Source organism: Branchiibius sp. NY16-3462-2, from assembly GCF_001594145.1.
In the GTDB taxonomy this organism is placed as follows: domain Bacteria; phylum Actinomycetota; class Actinomycetes; order Actinomycetales; family Dermatophilaceae; genus Branchiibius.
Map to the genome: position 1 here is coordinate 369,668 of NZ_LVCF01000025.1, position 16,819 is coordinate 386,486.

The 16,819-nt window shown below is 67.8% G+C and carries 16 protein-coding genes and 1 tRNA gene; 10 read left to right on the forward strand and 7 right to left on the reverse strand.

Annotated features, from left to right (window positions below; all coding sequences use genetic code 11):
* Positions 1-126 precede the first annotated feature (126 nt).
* Entirely contained in the window at positions 127-423 is a 297-nt protein-coding gene (locus tag AZH51_RS07810; RefSeq protein WP_291522977.1) for a putative quinol monooxygenase, read from the forward strand.
* 35 nt (positions 424-458) lie between these two features.
* The gene (locus AZH51_RS07815; RefSeq protein WP_291522980.1) at positions 459-1,385 is read left to right on the forward strand and encodes an alpha/beta hydrolase; all 927 of its coding nucleotides are present in this window, start codon (positions 459-461) and stop codon (positions 1,383-1,385) included.
* Here the strand turns inward: AZH51_RS07815 and AZH51_RS07820 are convergent.
* Together AZH51_RS07820 and AZH51_RS07825 are read right to left on the reverse strand one after the other, a co-directional pair.
* Positions 1,354-2,490 carry an ABC transporter permease gene (locus AZH51_RS07820; protein WP_291522982.1) on the reverse strand — a complete coding sequence of 379 codons (1,137 nt, stop codon included), beginning with the start codon at positions 2,488-2,490 and terminating at the stop codon, positions 1,354-1,356. The genes AZH51_RS07815 and AZH51_RS07820 overlap by 32 nt on opposite strands.
* A gap of 323 nt (positions 2,491-2,813) precedes the next feature.
* Positions 2,814-2,897, reverse strand: a tRNA-Leu gene (locus AZH51_RS07825).
* A gap of 176 nt (positions 2,898-3,073) precedes the next feature.
* On the opposite strand from AZH51_RS07825, the gene AZH51_RS07830 reads away from it, so the two are divergent.
* Genes AZH51_RS07830 through pknB form a run of 6 tightly spaced genes read left to right on the forward strand, consistent with a single transcriptional unit; the run spans position 3,074 to position 10,573 of the window.
* Entirely contained in the window at positions 3,074-4,033 is a 960-nt protein-coding gene (locus tag AZH51_RS07830) for a DUF3662 and FHA domain-containing protein (RefSeq protein WP_291522984.1), read from the forward strand.
* A gap of 43 nt (positions 4,034-4,076) precedes the next feature.
* Entirely contained in the window at positions 4,077-4,544 is a 468-nt protein-coding gene (locus AZH51_RS07835; protein ID WP_291522986.1) for an FHA domain-containing protein, read from the forward strand.
* Positions 4,541-5,797, forward strand: a complete 1,257-nt coding sequence (locus tag AZH51_RS07840; protein WP_291522989.1) for a protein phosphatase 2C domain-containing protein — start codon at positions 4,541-4,543, stop codon at positions 5,795-5,797. The genes AZH51_RS07835 and AZH51_RS07840 overlap by 4 nt, the downstream gene beginning before the upstream one ends.
* Complete coding sequence (locus AZH51_RS07845; RefSeq protein WP_291522991.1) at positions 5,797-7,167, forward strand: FtsW/RodA/SpoVE family cell cycle protein; 1,371 nt, start codon at positions 5,797-5,799, stop codon at positions 7,165-7,167. The genes AZH51_RS07840 and AZH51_RS07845 overlap by 1 nt, the downstream gene beginning before the upstream one ends.
* The gene (locus AZH51_RS07850; protein ID WP_291522993.1) at positions 7,164-8,615 is read left to right on the forward strand and encodes a penicillin-binding protein 2; all 1,452 of its coding nucleotides are present in this window, start codon (positions 7,164-7,166) and stop codon (positions 8,613-8,615) included. The genes AZH51_RS07845 and AZH51_RS07850 overlap by 4 nt, the downstream gene beginning before the upstream one ends.
* Positions 8,616-8,647: 32 nt before the next feature.
* Positions 8,648-10,573, forward strand: coding sequence for a Stk1 family PASTA domain-containing Ser/Thr kinase (pknB, locus tag AZH51_RS07855; protein ID WP_291522995.1), 1,926 nt, complete (start codon positions 8,648-8,650; stop codon positions 10,571-10,573).
* Between the two features lie 10 nt (positions 10,574-10,583).
* Here pknB and AZH51_RS07860 read toward each other — a convergent pair whose 3' ends face one another.
* Positions 10,584-11,210, reverse strand: a complete 627-nt coding sequence (locus AZH51_RS07860) for an aminodeoxychorismate/anthranilate synthase component II (protein ID WP_291522997.1) — start codon at positions 11,208-11,210, stop codon at positions 10,584-10,586.
* Between the two features lie 4 nt (positions 11,211-11,214).
* Entirely contained in the window at positions 11,215-11,970 is a 756-nt protein-coding gene (locus AZH51_RS07865) for a DUF881 domain-containing protein (protein ID WP_291522998.1), read from the reverse strand.
* Between the two features lie 130 nt (positions 11,971-12,100).
* Between AZH51_RS07865 and AZH51_RS18730 the strand changes: the two genes are divergently transcribed.
* Positions 12,101-12,592, forward strand: coding sequence for a cell division protein CrgA (locus AZH51_RS18730; RefSeq protein ID WP_367188034.1), 492 nt, complete (start codon positions 12,101-12,103; stop codon positions 12,590-12,592).
* A gap of 87 nt (positions 12,593-12,679) precedes the next feature.
* Here AZH51_RS18730 and AZH51_RS07875 read toward each other — a convergent pair whose 3' ends face one another.
* Entirely contained in the window at positions 12,680-13,579 is a 900-nt protein-coding gene (locus AZH51_RS07875; protein WP_291522999.1) for a rhomboid family intramembrane serine protease, read from the reverse strand.
* A gap of 71 nt (positions 13,580-13,650) precedes the next feature.
* A complete protein-coding gene (locus AZH51_RS07880; protein WP_291523001.1) occupies positions 13,651-14,169 on the reverse strand; it encodes a peptidylprolyl isomerase in 519 nt (172 codons plus the stop codon).
* Positions 14,170-14,312: 143 nt separating this feature from the next.
* Between AZH51_RS07880 and AZH51_RS07885 the strand changes: the two genes are divergently transcribed.
* On the forward strand, positions 14,313-15,299 hold the full coding sequence (locus AZH51_RS07885) for a hypothetical protein (RefSeq protein ID WP_291523003.1): 987 nt from the start codon (positions 14,313-14,315) through the stop codon (positions 15,297-15,299).
* 4 nt (positions 15,300-15,303) lie between these two features.
* Here AZH51_RS07885 and dinB read toward each other — a convergent pair whose 3' ends face one another.
* Positions 15,304-16,530 carry a DNA polymerase IV gene (gene dinB / locus AZH51_RS07890; RefSeq protein WP_291523005.1) on the reverse strand — a complete coding sequence of 409 codons (1,227 nt, stop codon included), beginning with the start codon at positions 16,528-16,530 and terminating at the stop codon, positions 15,304-15,306.
* Positions 16,531-16,819 lie beyond the last annotated feature (289 nt).

Here is a 16,819-nt window from a genome sequence, read left to right on the forward strand (position 1 = left end):
CCCGCAAACCCCCTTGAGTAGACCCATCTTCCACCGCTCACCGCCGGCAACGTCCCAAAGGGGAGGTGACCGGCGCCGCAGGCTGCCCATAGGTTGAGTGCCCTGTCGTCGCATCGAGGAGAAGCCGTGTCTGATCTGCAGGTCGTAGCCACCATTCCCGCCAAACCGGAGGCCGCCGACGCGATCCGCGGCGCTCTGAGCACGCTGGTCGAACAGACCCGGCAAGAGGACGGTTGCCTGTCCTACGAGCTGTTCGAGTCGGCCTCCGCGCCGCACACGTTCGTCACCGTCGAGCGCTGGCGCGATCAGGCTGCGCTCGATGAGCACATGCGCTCCCCGCATCTGGCCGAAGCCTTCGCCGCGGCCGACGGTGCACTCGCTGGGGACGTCGCTATCCACCCGCTGGTCCCCGTCACGGATTGACCGCGCGACGCCGCGCCACGGCGTAGGTTCGGACCATGCGCTCGGACACCCTCACCCTGACCGCCACCGACGGCACCCAGATCCACACCTACCGCTGGCTGCCGGACGGAGAGCCCACCGCGATCGTGCAGATCGCGCACGGCATGGCCGAACACGCCGGTCGTTACGAGAGATTCGCGCAAGCGCTCACCGACCACGGATATGCGGTGTACGCCGAGGATCACCGTGGTCACGGCGTCACCTCCGAGACGACCGGTGTGGGGTACCTCGCGGACGGTGATGGTTTCGACACCGTCGCCGAGGACTTCGTGACGGTGTTCGACAAGGCGAGCGATGAGTTCCCCGGCCTGCCCCGCGTGCTGTTCGGGCACAGCATGGGCTCGATGCTGTCGCGGCACTTCGCGACCAAGCACAGCGATGACATCAGCGCACTGATCGTGTCCGGCACGGCCGGTGACCCGGGTTTCATGGGCAAAGCGGGCAAGGTCGTCGCAACCGCCGAGTCCAAGATCCGCGGCAAGCGCACGCCGAGTCCGCTGATGAACAAACTGGTCTTCGGCGAATACAACAAGGCGTTCAAGCCGGCGCGCACCGACTTCGACTGGCTCTCGCGCGACGAGGCCGAGGTGGACGCCTACATCGCGGATCCGCACTGCGGCAAGGTCTTCAGCTCCGGCTTCTACGTCGACCTGCTCTCCGGGCTGGAGCGGATCAACTCCGAGGAGCACGTCTCGACCGTGCGCCCCGATCTGCCGATCCTGCTGATCGCCGGCGACAACGACCCGGTCGGTGCGAACGGCAAGGGGGTCGAGGCGGTCGGCGCGCAGTACGAGAAGGTCGGCGTCACCGACGTGACCGTCATCCTCTACCCCGGCGCCCGTCACGAACTGCTCAACGAGACCAACCGGGACGAGGTCACCGAAGGCATCCTCAGCTGGTTGGAGCAGCACCTTCCGCAGTAGCCACGTCTGACTCGTGGGCAGCGGCCCGCCGCAACTCGTCCAGTTCTTCCTCGGACTCCGGCAGGAACACGCTCAGGTGCTCCTCATCGGCCAGCAGCTTGGTGCCCAGGAAGGTCAGCGCGATACCGGCGATGGCCCAGACCAGGATCGTGAGCAGGAACGGCCACACGCCAGCGCCGTCGAAGTAGACGACGCGTCGGATCGCCTCCGTGGCAGCGCCATTGGGTAGCCAGTCGCCGATGACCCGCCAGAACGTGGGCAACACATCGGTCTGGTAGGCACCGCCCGCGCTGGGGTTGCCCAGCACTACGAAGAGCAGCACCGAGACACCGATGCCCAGCACTCCCAGGAACGATTGGAACGCGACGGTCACTGAGCTCGCGGCGTACGACACGAGCGTCCCGATCCCGACCAGAGCCCAGAAGTGCCCGGTGATCGCACCCAACCCCTGGTCGACGACCAGTGCGCCGCCCAGGCCGGACAGGAAGGCATAGGGCAGCAGGCCGAGCACTCGCGCGGTGGCGCGGGTCAGGTTGTGTGCCCGCGTGCCCTTGGCGACGCCGAGCAGCGAGGCAACCAAGTAGCCGCCAACCATCCAGCCGATCGCCAGGTAGAACCCGGACAGGCCGCGCCCGTCGCCCGATTGCAGAGGTACGACGTCCACGGACTTGACCGTGCGCTGCTGGGTCGCGGTCGCCTGGGTGAAGAGGGCTTCCATGCTGGTGACGACCGAGGTGCCACCGCCGCCGGCCACGAGCAGGGTGTCCTGCGTGCCCGAGGGGTTGATCACGAAGGCTGCACTGACGTCGACGTCCTTGATCTCCTGCCGAGCGGCAGCCTCACTGGCGACGACGTGCGCCTTGACCGGGGAGCCGTCGATGCCGTTGAGCTTGGCGACGGTCTGATCGCCGATCTGCTGGGTGGGAGCAACCACCGCCACCGGCACATTCTTCGGCTTCGGCTCGTGGAACGCGCCGACGTAGGACCAGATGAAGGCGACCTGCAACAGCAGCACGCCGATCATGAGGACGACGGTGCGGGCATCGATGGAATTACGCAGTTCCTGCCCGAAGGTGGGCGCAGCGTGTTTGGGATCGCGGGGCATACATCTTCCTACGGCCGAGAGTCAGGCGGGCGCAAGAGCACCCCTACGTGAACAAAACACTACACCTGTAGAAAGATAGCTCGCCAACCCAGCGTGCGTGCGTCTGCTCACACGGTCAGCCCGGCGATCGGCGTACCGCGCTCGCGTGGCGCGTGCGGCGGCCAGGTTCCAGGAGAGATCCAGGATCCGGGAGGCCGCCACCGCAGAAACTGTCTCCCCGATCCTGAATAGCTCCCAGATCCGCGGGCGCCGGCGTGCGGCCACTCCCAAAGAGCCCCAACGCAAGAACCCCGGTCCATGTGGACCGGGGTTCTGCTCATCTGTGCGCGAGGGGGGAGTTGAACCCCCACGCCCTTTCGGGCACACGGACCTGAACCGTGCGCGTCTGCCTATTCCGCCACTCGCGCGAGTGCCGGTCCAGTGTGCCTGTTCACCGGCCGTTTCACCAAACCGAGCCACGACCAGCCCGGTCCAGCGCGGCTCGCAGATCGCCACACCTGCCGCAGTTACCATGATCCTGCCCTGCGCCGACGTTCAGGGCAGCGCTGCGCGCCACCGCGCGGCACCGACCGGGAGGCCAGAGATGGGTGTGTTCGAGAAGCTGGAGAAGCGGCTCGATAAGAGCGTGAACTCTGCCTTCGCCCGGGCGTTCCGCTCCACGGTGCAGCCGGTCGAGATCGCCAGCGCCATCCGCGGGGCGATGGACGACACCGCTTCACGCACTAAGCGCGGCCAACAGCCCGTGGTGCCCAACGTCTTCACCGTCTACCTGTCCACCGAGGACCACGCCGAGCTGACCAAGGACGAGAAGGGCCTCGCCGACCAGCTCATCGCAGCGACTGCTGAACACGCCGACACCCAGCGGTACGCCGCGCGCGGGCCCTGGGCGGTGACCTTCGAGTTGGACGACACGCTGGAGACCGGTGTCTTCCGGCTCCGCCCGTCGATCGCCAAGGACCCCGCCGCGATGAACGAGCCAGCCCCGCAACAGCCGGACCACCACCAGGACCAGGACGTCCTGCCATCCGACGAACCCTTCAACGTCCAGCCGGCCGGGAGCGCTCAACCCGCAGGTCTGGGCGCGGCGTACGCGCAATGGCAGACCCCGCAGACGTTCGACGAGCGGATCGAGGACCAGTCCCCGTTCAACGCCCCGCAGTACGACGAGCCGGACTTCAACGCCAGCACCTGGCAGGACCAGGTTGATGAGCGCGACCCCTATGCCGCGGCGCCCCGGCAGTTCCAGGCCCGTCCCTACCTGATCATCCAGGGCGAGCGCTACGAACTCGCGGGCGCCATCACGGTCCTCGGCCGTGACGAGGAGGCCGACATCATCATCGCCGATCCGGGTATCTCCCGGCGGCACAGTGAGATCCGGGTGACCAACGACGGCCCGCACAAGGTCGCATCGGTGCGCGATCTGGGCTCGACCAACGGCACCTACGTGAACGGTGACCAGATCGACTCGGCCCGGTTGCGCAACGGCGACCGGATCACCATCGGGCGCACCAGCCTGACGTACGGCGACGGGTCCCGCCGGTGAGCGGGCAACCGCACCGCGGGGGTCACCGCAGTAGAGGTGCTGCATGAGCGAACTGACCATCACGCTGATCCGGTTCGGCGTGCTGATCGCCATCTGGGCCTTCGTTATCGCCATCGCTCTCGTCCTGCGCAACGACCTCTACGGCACCCGCGTCGTGACCCGCGGTGCGTCAGCGGCGAGCGCCGTCCCTCGTGAGCGGGCGCAACGCCGCAAGCGGGCCAGCGGGCCGACCCACCTGACGGTGACGGACGGATCCATGCGCGGCAGCCGGATCCCCTTGGGAGACACGCCCATTCTGATCGGCCGCAACCCCGAGTGCAGCTTGGTCCTCAGTGACGATTTTGCCAGCGGCCGGCACACCCGCATCTACCGCGACGGCCTGCAGTGGTACGCCGATGACCTGGGCTCCACGAACGGCACCTTCGTCGACGACCGGCGGATCAGCGAGCACGCCGCGCTCAAAGAAGGCAGTGAGATCCGGATCGGGCAGACCGTCCTCGAGGTGCGATGAGCATCGCCCTGCGGTACGCCGCCCGGTCTGATCTGGGTCTGGGCTCCAAGTCACGCAACGAGGACTCCGCCTACGCCAGCCCGGATCTGCTGATCCTCGCCGACGGGATGGGTGGCCACGCCGCTGGTGATGTGGCCAGCTCGACGGTGGTGGCGCACCTGCTGGAGCTGGACGATGACTCCCACGGCGCCGATGACGTACTGCGCGACCTCGGCGACGCCGTTGCCGGCGCCAACGCCCGGCTGACCGACTACATGACCGCCAACGCCGACCTGGACGGTATGGGCACCACGCTGATCGCGCTGGTGCGGTCCGGAGACATGCTCGCCCTGGCCAACATCGGCGACAGCCGCGCCTATCTCCTGCGAGACGGGACCTTCACCCAGATCACCAAGGACCACTCCTTCGTCCAGTCGTTGCTCGACGAGGGACGCATCACCGCCGACCAGGCCGTGCATCATCCGCAGCGCTCGTTGGTCACCCGTGTCCTCACCGGCCGCCCGGACGACGAACCAGATCTCTCGCTGCGCGAAGCCATGGTCGGCGATCGCTACCTACTGTGCTCCGACGGGTTGTCCGACTACGTCGCCGGGAGCACGATCGAGGAGATCATCCGCACCGCCGACACCGTCGAAGAGGCTGCCGAGCGCCTCATCGAGATCGCGTTGCGTGCTTCCACCCGCGACAACGTGACGGTCGTCGTCGCGGATGTCGTCGCCGGTGACGATGACTCCGCGACCCAGGACCCCACCGTGGTCGGGGCGGCCGCGACGCGCACGGCCGGCGATCCAGACGCACCCGAACCCCGCACGCCGGCCGAGAAGGCGGCGGCACTGCGCCGCTCGCTGTCCGAACCACTTCCGGAGCAGGACAACACTGCCGAAGAACTCGAGCTCGCCGAGCAGTCCCGCCGACCCCGCTGGTTGCGCTGGAGCGCGATCGGGGCGGTGGTCGCGGCCGTTATCGGGCTGGCCGCCTACTTCGGTTGGGCCTGGACGCAACAGCAGTACTACGTGGGGTCTGCGGACGGCAATGTGGCCATCTACCAGGGGGTTTCGCAGAACATCGGCCCGATCCGGCTGCACTCGGTCAAGGAGCGCACGGATATCGCGCTGACCGACCTGCCCAGCGCCTACCGCCAGCAGGTCTCGGACACGATGTTCGCCTCCTCCGCCCAGGACGCCGAGCAGATCGTCACCAATCTGCGGGTCCAGGCCGCCGCCTGTCAGTCGAACCCGCTGGGGTGCAGCTGATGAGCATCGTCACCGCCGCCGCACCACGTACCCGGCGCAACACCGAGCTGCTCCTGCTGATCTTCGCGATCGCCATCGTGCTGTTGTGCTACACCAACGTCGGGCTGGCGATCGACGGCACCGTGCCGGCCGACCTGGTCACCCTGGGGGTGGGCTTCGCCGCCCTCACCCTGGCCTTCCATCTGGTCCTGCGGTGGCGCGCGCCGTACGCCGATCCCGTCCTTCTCCCGCTTGTCACCCTGCTGAACGGGCTGGGTGTGGTGATGATCCACCGGATCGACCTGGCGATGGGGCGCAGCATCGGTGACGGCGCGGCGCTGCGGCAGTTGATGTGGAGTGCGCTGTCCATCGTGTGTGCCGCGTTGCTGGTGATCTTCCTGCGCGACCACCGGCGGTTGCAGCGGTACAAATACACCTTCGCGCTGGCCGGACTGATCCTGCTGCTCCTGCCCTTGCTCCCGGTCATCGGCCTCAACGTCAACGGCGCCCGGATCTGGATCGGCCTGGGCGGCTTCACCTTCCAACCCGGCGAACTGGCCAAGATCTGTCTGGTCATCTTCTTCGCGGCCTACCTGGTGCAGACGCGCGACGCGCTGTCCCTGGTCGGGCGGCGGGTGCTGGGCTGCCCGCTGCCGCGAGCGCGTGACCTCGGACCGATCATCGTGGCCTGGTTGGCCAGTCTGGTGGTGTTGGTCTTCGAGTCGGACCTGGGCACCTCGCTGATGCTCTTCGGCGTCTTCGTCGCGATGCTCTACGTGGCCACCGAGCGGGTCAGCTGGATCGCGATCGGCATGGTGCTGTTCGGTGCCGGTTGTTACGTGGCCTACCTGCTGTTCGCGCACTTCCGGGTCCGGGTCGATCTGTGGCTGGACCCGTTCACTCCCGGGATGTCCGACCAGTTGGCCAAGGGTCTGATGGGTATGGCGGCTGGTGGGCTGTTCGGCACCGGCCTGGGCCAGGGGCACCCGGAGATTACCTACTTCGCCAACTCCGACTTCATCATGGCCTCGTTCGGTGAGGAGCTGGGTCTGGTCGGCGTCGCGGCCCTGTTGACCTGCTACGTGATCATCGTCGAGCGGGCCCTGCGGGCCGGTGTCGCCAGCCGGGACTCGTTCGGCAAACTGCTGGCTACCGGGTTTGCCGCGATCATCGGCTTCCAGTGCTTCACCGTGCTGGGCGGGGTGATGCGGGTGATCCCGTTGACCGGTCTGACCACCCCGTTCCTGTCCGCGGGTGGCTCCTCGCTGCTGGCCAACTGGCTGATCATCGCGTTGCTGCTGCGGATCAGCGACGGCGCGCGCCGACCCGATGCCGCCGCCCGCCCGGTCTCCCTCGGTGATGAACCCACCCAGGCGGTGCCGGTCCGATGAACGCACCGATCCGTCGTCTCGGCCTGGTCCTGGCCGCTATGTTCTGCGCGCTGCTGGTCGCCGCCACCACCATCCAGTTCGTGCAGGCCCAGAGCCTCAACGAACGGCCCGGCAACCGTCGCACCCTGCTGGCGACCTACGGCAAGCAGCGCGGGTCGATCCTGGTCGACGGCAAGGCGGTCGCCCAGTCGGTCCCGGTTGACGACGACTACAAGTACCTACGCACCTATCCGCAGGGGAAGCTCTACGCCAGCGTCACCGGTTACTACTCGATCGTCTACGGCACCAGTGGTATCGAGAACTCCTACAACGACCTGCTCTCCGGTAGCTCCGACAAACTCTTCTACCGGCGCATCGTGGACATGGTGACCGGTCAGAGCCAGAAGGGCGCCAGCGTCGAACTGACGATCAACCCCAAGGCCCAGCAGGTGGCCGCTGATGCGATGGGCTCGCAGCGGGGGGCAGTGATCGCCCTTGACCCCCGCTCCGGTGCCATCCTGACGATGTACAGCTCACCGTCGTACGACCCCAATTCTCTTGCGTCGCACAACCTCTCATCGGTGATGAAGACCTGGCAGCAGCTCACCACTGCGCAGAGCAATCCGATGCTGAACCGGTCCATCAACGAGCTCTACCCGCCGGGGTCGACTTTCAAGCTGATCACCTCTGCCGCGGCACTGAGCAGCGGGAAGTACACCACCCAGTCCGAGCTGAACGGCGCCGCGCGGCTGCCGCTGCCCGGCACGTCCATCTCGCTGCCCAACGACAACGGCGAGGCGTGCGGCCCCGACGGCAAGACCACGTTGCAGCACGCCTTGACGATCAGCTGCAACACGGCGTTCGGTTCGCTGGGTATGGACCTGGGGCAGGACGCCCTGCGCAACCAGGCCAGCAAGTTCGGGTTCGCCCAACCGGTCACCGTGCCGATGAACGTCACGCCCAGCGTGTACCCGACCGGGATGGACAAGGCACAGACGGCCATGTCGGCGATCGGCCAGTTCGACGTGCGGGCAACACCCTTGCAGATGGCGATGGTGGCAGCGGGGATCGCCAACAACGGCAAGGTGATGACTCCCTACCTCGGACAGACGGTGCGCGATGCCAACCTCAACACCATTCAGAGCGCCGACCCCAAACTGTTCTCCACCGCCGTCACCCCGCAGGTCGCCAAGGACCTCACGACGATGATGATCAGCGTCGTCGACGAGGGCACCGGCCGCAAAGCCCGGATCGACGGGGTGAAGGTGGCCGGCAAAACCGGTACCGCCGAGACCGCCCCGAACAAGAACGCCGACGTCTGGTTCGTCGGTTTCGCGCCTGCCCAGAACCCGACGGTGGCGGTCGCGGTGCTGGTCGAGGACGGTGGAACCGCCGGTCAGGAAGCTCTCGGCGGAACGGTGGCAGCCCCGATCGCGAAACGAGTCATGGAAGCGGTGCTGCAGCAATGAACCCCGGGGACGTAGCCAATGGAGGTAGTCCGGTGAGCGACCAGCAACCGCCGATCGACGACGGTGACCACACCGTCGCAGATCCGCCGCCGGCGCAGGATCAGATCCCGGTCGGTGACAACACGCCGCGGATCCTCGGCGGCCGTTACGAGGTCGGAGAACTCATCGGCCGCGGCGGGATGGCCGAGGTGCACCTCGGCCACGACAACCGGCTCGGCCGCACGGTGGCGATCAAGGTGCTGCGCACCGATCTGGCGCGCGACAACGCTTTCCTGACCCGCTTCCGCCGCGAGGCGCACTCCGCCGCCGGTCTGAACCACCACGCGATCGTCTCCGTCTACGACTCCGGCGAGGACATCTTCATCGAGGCCGGTGGCGGCCGGGTGCAGATCCCCTACATCGTCATGGAGTACGTCGATGGCCGGACTCTGCGGGAGATCCTCAACGAAGAGGGGCACCTGAGCCCCGACGAGGCGGCCCGGGTCACGATGGGCATCCTGTCGGCGCTGGAGTACTCGCACGAGAAGGGCATCGTGCACCGCGACATCAAACCGGGCAACGTGATGCTCACCCGTGGTGGCAGCGTCAAGGTGATGGACTTCGGCATCGCCCGCGCCATCGCGGACTCGGGCGCGACGATGACCGGCGCCCAGGCCGTGGTCGGTACGGCGCGCTACCTGTCCCCCGAGCAGGCCCAGGGTGAGTCCGTGGACGCCCGCTCGGACCTCTACTCAGCCGGTTGTGTGCTCTACGAATTGCTTACGGGCCGTACGCCGTTCATCGGGGAACCGGTGTCGCTGGTCTACCAGCACATCACCGACAAACCCCAGCCGCCCAGCGTCTACGAGCAGAACGTGCCCGCCGCGATGGATGCGGTGACGCTGCACTCGCTGGAGAAGGGCCGCGACGCCCGCTACCAGACCGCGGAGGACTTCCGGGCCGATCTGCAGAACGCCCGCGCCGGCCGGCCGGTCAGCGAAGCGGCCCAGCAGACCCTGCAGGCCGCCGGCGTGCCCCGGGCCGTCGCCGAGCGACCCGACAGCATCGACCGTCGCGATAACACCAAGGACCTGCAGACCGCACCCCCGCGTAAGCGGCGGATGTGGCTGTGGGCTGTCGCGGTCCTCGCGGCACTGGTTGCCATCGGGGGTGTGGGTCTGTTGATCAACCAGCAGACCCGCGACAAGACGGCGATCGTCCCGCCGCTCAACGGCATGACCCAGAGCGCTGCGGAGGCAGCGCTGACGGCCAAGGGCTTCCAGCCTGCCGTGGTCGACGCGGCCGACAACGCCGCCAAGGGCATCGTGATCGGTCAGGATCCGAAGAGCGGCGCCGAAGCCAATGTCGGCTCGGTCGTCACCATCACGGTCTCCGCCGGCCCGGGTAACAAGGTCATCCCGGCCAACCTGGCGGGGATGAGCTACGCCGATGCCACGGCGGCGCTGTCGGCGGCGGGCTTCCAGAACGTGAAACAGGGCACCCAGCAGGTCGACGACACCCAATGGGCCCAGGGACTCGTGGCATCGACGAGCCCGGCCGCGGGCACGACGATCCCGGCGACCCAGACGGTGTACCTCAACCTGTCCAGCGGCCAGGTGACGGTGCCGGCCAACCTGGTGAACATGACCGCGTCGGATGCGAGCGCGGCGTTGCTCAAGGCGCACCTGTTCATGAATCTGAAGCTGACACCGGTGGGCAGTCAGAACCTCGTCGGCACCGTGCGGAAGGTCCAGGACTCCGGCGAGAAGGTAGCGGTCAATTCCAGTATCGACGTGTACGTAGGCACCTACACCCCGCCGAACTCCACGATCACGGTCAGCCCCACCTCGCCGCCGACCACACCGACCTCCCCGAGTACGTCGACGGCACCCACCACCACGACCTCGTCGGCAGCGCCGACAACAACGACGACCCCGCCGGCAACGACAACGACGACGACGTCACCGCCGGCGCCGTAACCTCCTCGGGTCAGGCGGTGTGGACCAGGGGAGCGAGTCCCTGGGAGCGTTCCACGGCGCCGGTGTCACCGCAGATCGCCAACCAGTTGGCCAGCAGGCGGTGACCACCTTGGGTCAGCACCGACTCCGGGTGGAACTGCACCCCGTGCAGCGGCAGGCTGGCGTGCTGGACCGCCATGATCACGCCGCTGTCGGTGCGTGCGGTGACCACCAGGTCGTCCGTCACGGTGTCGGACTCGATGGCCAGCGAGTGATAGCGGGTAGCGGTGAACGGTGACGGCAGACCGGCCAGAACCCCCTGGCCGTCGTGGATCACCTGGGACGTTTTGCCGTGCAGCAACTCCGGAGCCCGCGAGACGGTCGCCCCGTAGACCACCCCGAGCGCCTGGTGGCCCAGACACACACCCAGCATGGGCTGGGCGCGCTGGGCGCAGGCCTCGATCATCGCCATCGACACCCCGGCTTCCTCCGGCGTGCCCGGTCCGGGGGAGACCAACACCCCGTCGTACGCCGCGCCCTCCTGCGGGGACACCGCATCGTTGCGCACGACGTGGGTGTCCGCGCCGAGCTGCTGCAGGTAGCCGACGATGGTGAAGACGAAGCTGTCGTAGTTGTCGACGACGAGGATGCGGGTCACCGCTCTATTGTGCGCTGCCCGTCGGTGCCGCGCTGGCGGGCACCTTCGCGTACTGCAGACTCAGCCCACCCCCGAACGCCGGGAAGGTGACGTTCTTCTTGGTCTCCACGTTGTAGCCCAGACCGATCATGTCCACGTACTGCCGGTAGCTGGCCACGGCCGGGTCATCATCCAGGGCGGCCTTCAGCGCCTTCGGATCACCCATGGCGGTGATGACGAACGGCGGGGAGTAGACCCGGCCCTGCAGGAGCAGGGTGTTGCCGACGCAGCGGACCGCCGAGGTGCTGATCACCCGCTGGTCCATCAGCATCATCGCGGTCGCGCCCCCTCGCCAGAGCGCGTTGACGACGCCCTGCACGTCCTGCTGGTGCACCAGCAACCAGTCGTTGTTCGCGCCCTCGGGCAGTTGGCTGGGGTCGAGTTTGGAGTCGTTCAGGGTGACGCTGACGACCGAGCCGGTGATCGGTGCGAATCCGGCGCCGTGCGCCTCCTGATCGGCTTTGGCCTGCAGGGTGCGCAGCCGACTCGAATCAGAGCGGCTGTTCAGGGCGTTGATCTCGGCCTGCAGCGTGGCCACGGTGCGCTGCTGGGCGGCGACCCGATCGTTACCGGACTGCACCACATCGACCAGGGTGCGGGTCTCCGGGCGCAGGTCCTGACCGCCCGACGTGGCGGCACTGACCCCGAACAGCACACCGGCGAGCAGGGCGATCGCGGGCACGGCGTACGACCAGCGGCCGCGTGTTGCCAGCCGTTTCATACCATCGCCCCCGCTTGCTCTTGTGCCCGACCGTGGTGCCATCGCCTACGCTCTACGGTAATCCGCGCGAGCACCTCTTGCTCGCACCACCAGGCAACCGCGGGCCGTATGGCCGCACCCGGGAGTAGATGTGAGCAGGGCCGACAACGGCGTCGACGACGTCGACGACGAGTTCACCAAGCAGGCCAAGGACGCGGCGAACGCCGCCGCAGCCCGCGAGGACACGGCCGACGACGCGGCCACGACGACCGGCACTGACAAACCCGAGGACGCCGCCGCCACGAAGAAGCCCACCGGCAAACCGGCCAAGGCCAAGGAGACTGCGAAGAAGTCGAAGGACGCAGCCGCCGAGAAGGTCAAGGACGCCGTCGACGAGGAGGGCGAGGACAAGCCCACCACACGCAATCGTCGGGAGCCGAAGCCGGCCAAGGTCGCCAGCGGGCTGAACCCGTCCTGGTGGGTGCCGACGATGCTCGGGCTGATGGTGCTCGGCCTGATCTGGCTGGTGGTGTTCTACCTGTCCGGTGCGAAATACCCGGTGCCCAACATCGGCACGTGGAACCTCGCCATCGGTTTCGTGTTGCTTATGTCCGGCTTCGCGATGACCACGCGCTGGAAGTAGCGCGACACGTACGAACGGCCGTTCGAAGTTACACGCGTGTAGTTATCCACGGCCTGTGGATAACCCTGGGGATAACCGCGGGGTGCCTCAGAAGCCGAAGTAGCGCAGGATGAACGAGGGCACGTTGGCGGTCTGATACCGCACGACGGCCAGCGCGATCAGGACGACCAGCACGCCGGCGAGCGCCGCCCACTGCAGGGGTGGGCGCTTCTTCAGCAGGGTGTAGATGGCTGCGCACACGCCACCGGTGATCGCACCGCCCAGGTGCGCCTGCCAGGCGATACCGCCGACCACGAATCCCAGCACCGCGTTGATCACGATCAGCACGATGATCTGGCTGTAGTCGCGGCCCAGATGCCGGTTGAGGACCACGAGCGCGAGGAACAGCCCGAAGACCGCTCCCGAGGCACCGACGGTCGGGGTGAACCAGCCGGAGGACGGTGCCTCCTGCAGCGTCTTCGGCGTACTGGCCAGCAGCATGTAGCCCACCGAGCCACCGAACGCCGAGATCAGGTAGAGCGCGGCAAAACGCACCCGGCCGAGCAACGGTTCGAGGTACTGCCCGCAGATCCACAGGGCGTACATGTTGAACAGGATGTGGAAGATCGACTCCGGTGCGTGCGCAAAGGCGGCCGTGATCATCCGCCACGGCTCCGACCCGGCCTGCACCGGTGCGAACCAGATATCCGCGGTGAAGGAGGGGACGGCCTTCTGGACCAGCCAGACGACCGCGCAGATACCGATCAAGCTGAAGGTGACGACCGGTTTACCGCGGGTGACGGTGCCCCCGAAGATGCCCCCCGCCGTACGCACCGATTTCGCGCCCTCGTTGACGCAGTCGACGCACTGGATCCCCACCGGCGCGGGCCGCTGGCACTCCGGACAGGTCGGGCGCCCACAGCGCTGACAGGACACCAGCGCCACCCGGTCGGGGTGGCGCGGGCAGGTGGGCAGCGCCGGGGCGTTGCCGGAGGGGGACTGGGTCATGCTTCTCTCAACGTTCGGGTACGTCGCGGGGTTGCCCCGCGACGTACCCGATCCTTAGTCGTGGGGCCGGCTCAGCGCTCGATGTCGACGGACTCGATCACCACGGGCTCGACCGGACGGTCCTGGGCGCCGGTGCGCACCGCGGCGATCGCGTCGACGACGTCGCGGCTGGGCTGGTCGGCGACCGCGCCGAAGATGGTGTGCTTGCCCTGCAGCCAGGTGGTCGGCGCCACGGTGATGAAGAACTGCGAACCGTTGGTGCCCTTGCCACCCCGCTTGCCGGCGTTGGCCATGGCCAGGATGTACGGCGCGGTGAAGTCGCGGGCCGGGGAGATCTCGTCATCGAAGTCGTAGCCGGGACCGCCGGTGCCCTGACCCAGCGGGTCGCCGCCCTGGATCATGAAACCGGGGATGATCCGGTGGAAGACGACACCGTCGTAGAACTTCGTCGGGTTCGAGCGCCCGGCGTCGTCGGTGTACTCCTTGGTGCCCTCGGCCAGGCCGACGAAGTTGTCGACGGTCTGGGGGGCGTCGTTCTCATAGAGGTCGACGACGATGTCGCCGTGGTTGGTGTGCAACGTTGCCTTCATGGCGCCAGTCTGGCACGCCGCGCGCGGCAGCACCCCACGGTCTTGCGCCCCCAGCCACCCGGGCGGGCGGGATTACCGGCAGACTAGGGCCCGAGCACTCCGGTCGTTTCCAGCGACCGGCCGAACCACTAAGGGGCAATGACGTGGCCAAAACCCGGACCGAGGCACTGCTGGATGTCGTACAAGACGCCGGCGAGAAGCTGAGCGAGCAGTTCGCTGCGGCGAAGGAGGCGGCGGCTCCGGTGCTCGAGGAAGCCAAGGAGAAGTTCGTCGAGGGCGCCGAGCACGCCAAGGAGGTCGTCGTCGAGAAGACCGAGGAAGCTCGCGAAGCCATGGCCGACAAGGTCGAGGAGCTGGGCGACTCGGCTGCCGACAAGGCGGCTGACCTGAAGGAGTCCGCGAGCGACAAGGCAGCTGACCTCAAGGAGTCCACCGTCCACCACTTCGCCGACGCCAAGGACACCGTCGCTGAGAAGGCGGCCGACCTGAAGGACTCCGCGAGCGACAAGGCCGCTGACCTCAAGGAGTCCGCGAGCGACAAGGCCGCTGACCTCAAGGACACCGCCGCCGACAAAGCGGCGGACGCCAAAGACACCGCCGCCGACAAAGCGGCGGACGCCAAAGACACCGCTGCGGCCCGTTTCGCCGACGCGAAGGACACCGCAAGCGACAAGGCGGCTGACTTCAAGGACACCGCCTCGAATCTGTCCGCCCAGGACGTGCGCAACCTGTTCGAGAAGGAGTGGCTGCCGTATCTGAAGGACGGCGTCGCCGCGGCAACCGCCGCAGGAGTGGCCGCGGCCCAGAACAGCAAGCAGACCCTGGTCGCGGCGCCGAAGAAGAAGCGCGGCAAGTTCCTGATCTTCGTCGGGCTGACCGGCCTGGCCACCGCTGGTGCGCTGATCGTGACGGCGCGACGCAGGAAGGCGCAGCAGTCCGAGCCCAAGCAGGCGGCCGCCGACATCGCGGCGCAGGTCGAGCAGACGACCGCGAAACTGCAGAGCCAGGCGGCCGATGCCGGGGACCAGCTGACCGACAAGGCCGACGATGCCGTTGCGGGCGTGGAGAATTCGCTGGACAAGGCGATCGACGACGGCGCACAGACGCGACGCGCCCGGCGCGGTAACTGAGGCGTCAGGACTCGCTGACCGGTAGCACCGGGGTCTGGGTGCCGACGTCCTGGTCGAGCATCCGGGCCCGGGTGAGGGCTGTGGTGCCGAAGCGCTGACGTACGCCGTCCACGGCCTGTTCGAGTTCCGCCCGGGTCTGGTCTCGGCGTACGTCATCCAGTGGCAACAACAGCTGCTCGGACCCGCGAGGATCCAGGCCGGAGAGCGTCACTCCCACGAGGGTGAGCCCGCGATCCACGGCCTGCGGCCACACGTCGTACATCAAGCTGCGGGCGGCACCCAGGATCGGCGCGGTCGAATCGGTCGCGCCGGCCAGGGTGCGCGAGCGGGTGGCCCGGGAGAAGTCGGCCCAGCGCAACCGGACCGTCACGGTCCGCGCGCGCAACTCGGCGTCGCGCAGCCGGTGCGTGACGCGGTCCACCAGTCGGGTGAGGATGTCGTCGATGTCGGCCTCGCCCCGCGGTCGGGCCCCGAACGCGCTCTGGGATCCGATCGACCGGCGGCGGTGGCCGGTGTGCACCGGTCGTGGATCGCGCAGGTTGGCCACGGCGTGCAGATGACGCCCGGCGGCCGGGCCGAGGGCCTGGGTCAGGGTGCGCTCGTCCAGCGCCGCCAACTGGCCGACAGTGCGCACCCCCCGCGAGCGCAGCTTCTCCGCGGTGACTTTGCCCACTCCCCAGAGCCGTTCGATGGGCAGCGGGTGCAGGAATCCGGCCTCGTCGGCGGGCACGACCAGCAGGCCGTCGGGTTTGCAATGTGCGCTGGCGATCTTGGCCAGGAACTTCGTGCGGGCCACTCCGACCGAGATCGGCAGACCAACCTGGGTGCGCACCTGCGCCCGGATCCGCTCGGCGACCTCCCGCGGGCAGGCGTAGCTGCGGCGCAGACCGCTCACGTCCAGGAACGCCTCGTCGATGGACAGCGGCTCGACCACCGGCGTGACGTCACGAAGGACGGCGAAAACGTCCTTGCTGGCCTGCGAGTACGCCGATAACCGAGCAGGTACGACGATCGCGTCCGGGCACAGGGGCCGCCAGATCCGCTCGGGCATGGCAGCGCGCACGCCACACGCCTTGGCCTCGTAGCTGGCGGCCATCGCGATGCCGCCGCCGACGATCACCGGCCGGCCGCGCAGGGCGGGATCATCACGCTGCTCGACGGACGCGAAGAAGGCGTCGAGATCCGCGTGCAGGATGGTGCCCTGCGACAGCCAGGAACCGGACGATGACACGAACATATGTTCGCATCCGGAGCCGACATTGCGCACGCCTGGCGACTTGTTGCGCGAGAAGGGGACCTATGCAAGTTTGCTGCGCAGATCGCTCACCCGTCCCTAGGGTTCACGCCATGGGCTACGTTCCTCCCACCTACGCGCCAGTCCCGTGGCTGATGCGCGTGTGGCGGCACTGCGCGGCAAACCCTGATCTGCGGACCCAGCGCACCATCGCCCCGTTGATGCGCACTCATCCCGGCGTGGCCAAGGACCTGTCCTACACAACGCTGTCCCGCTACGAGAATGG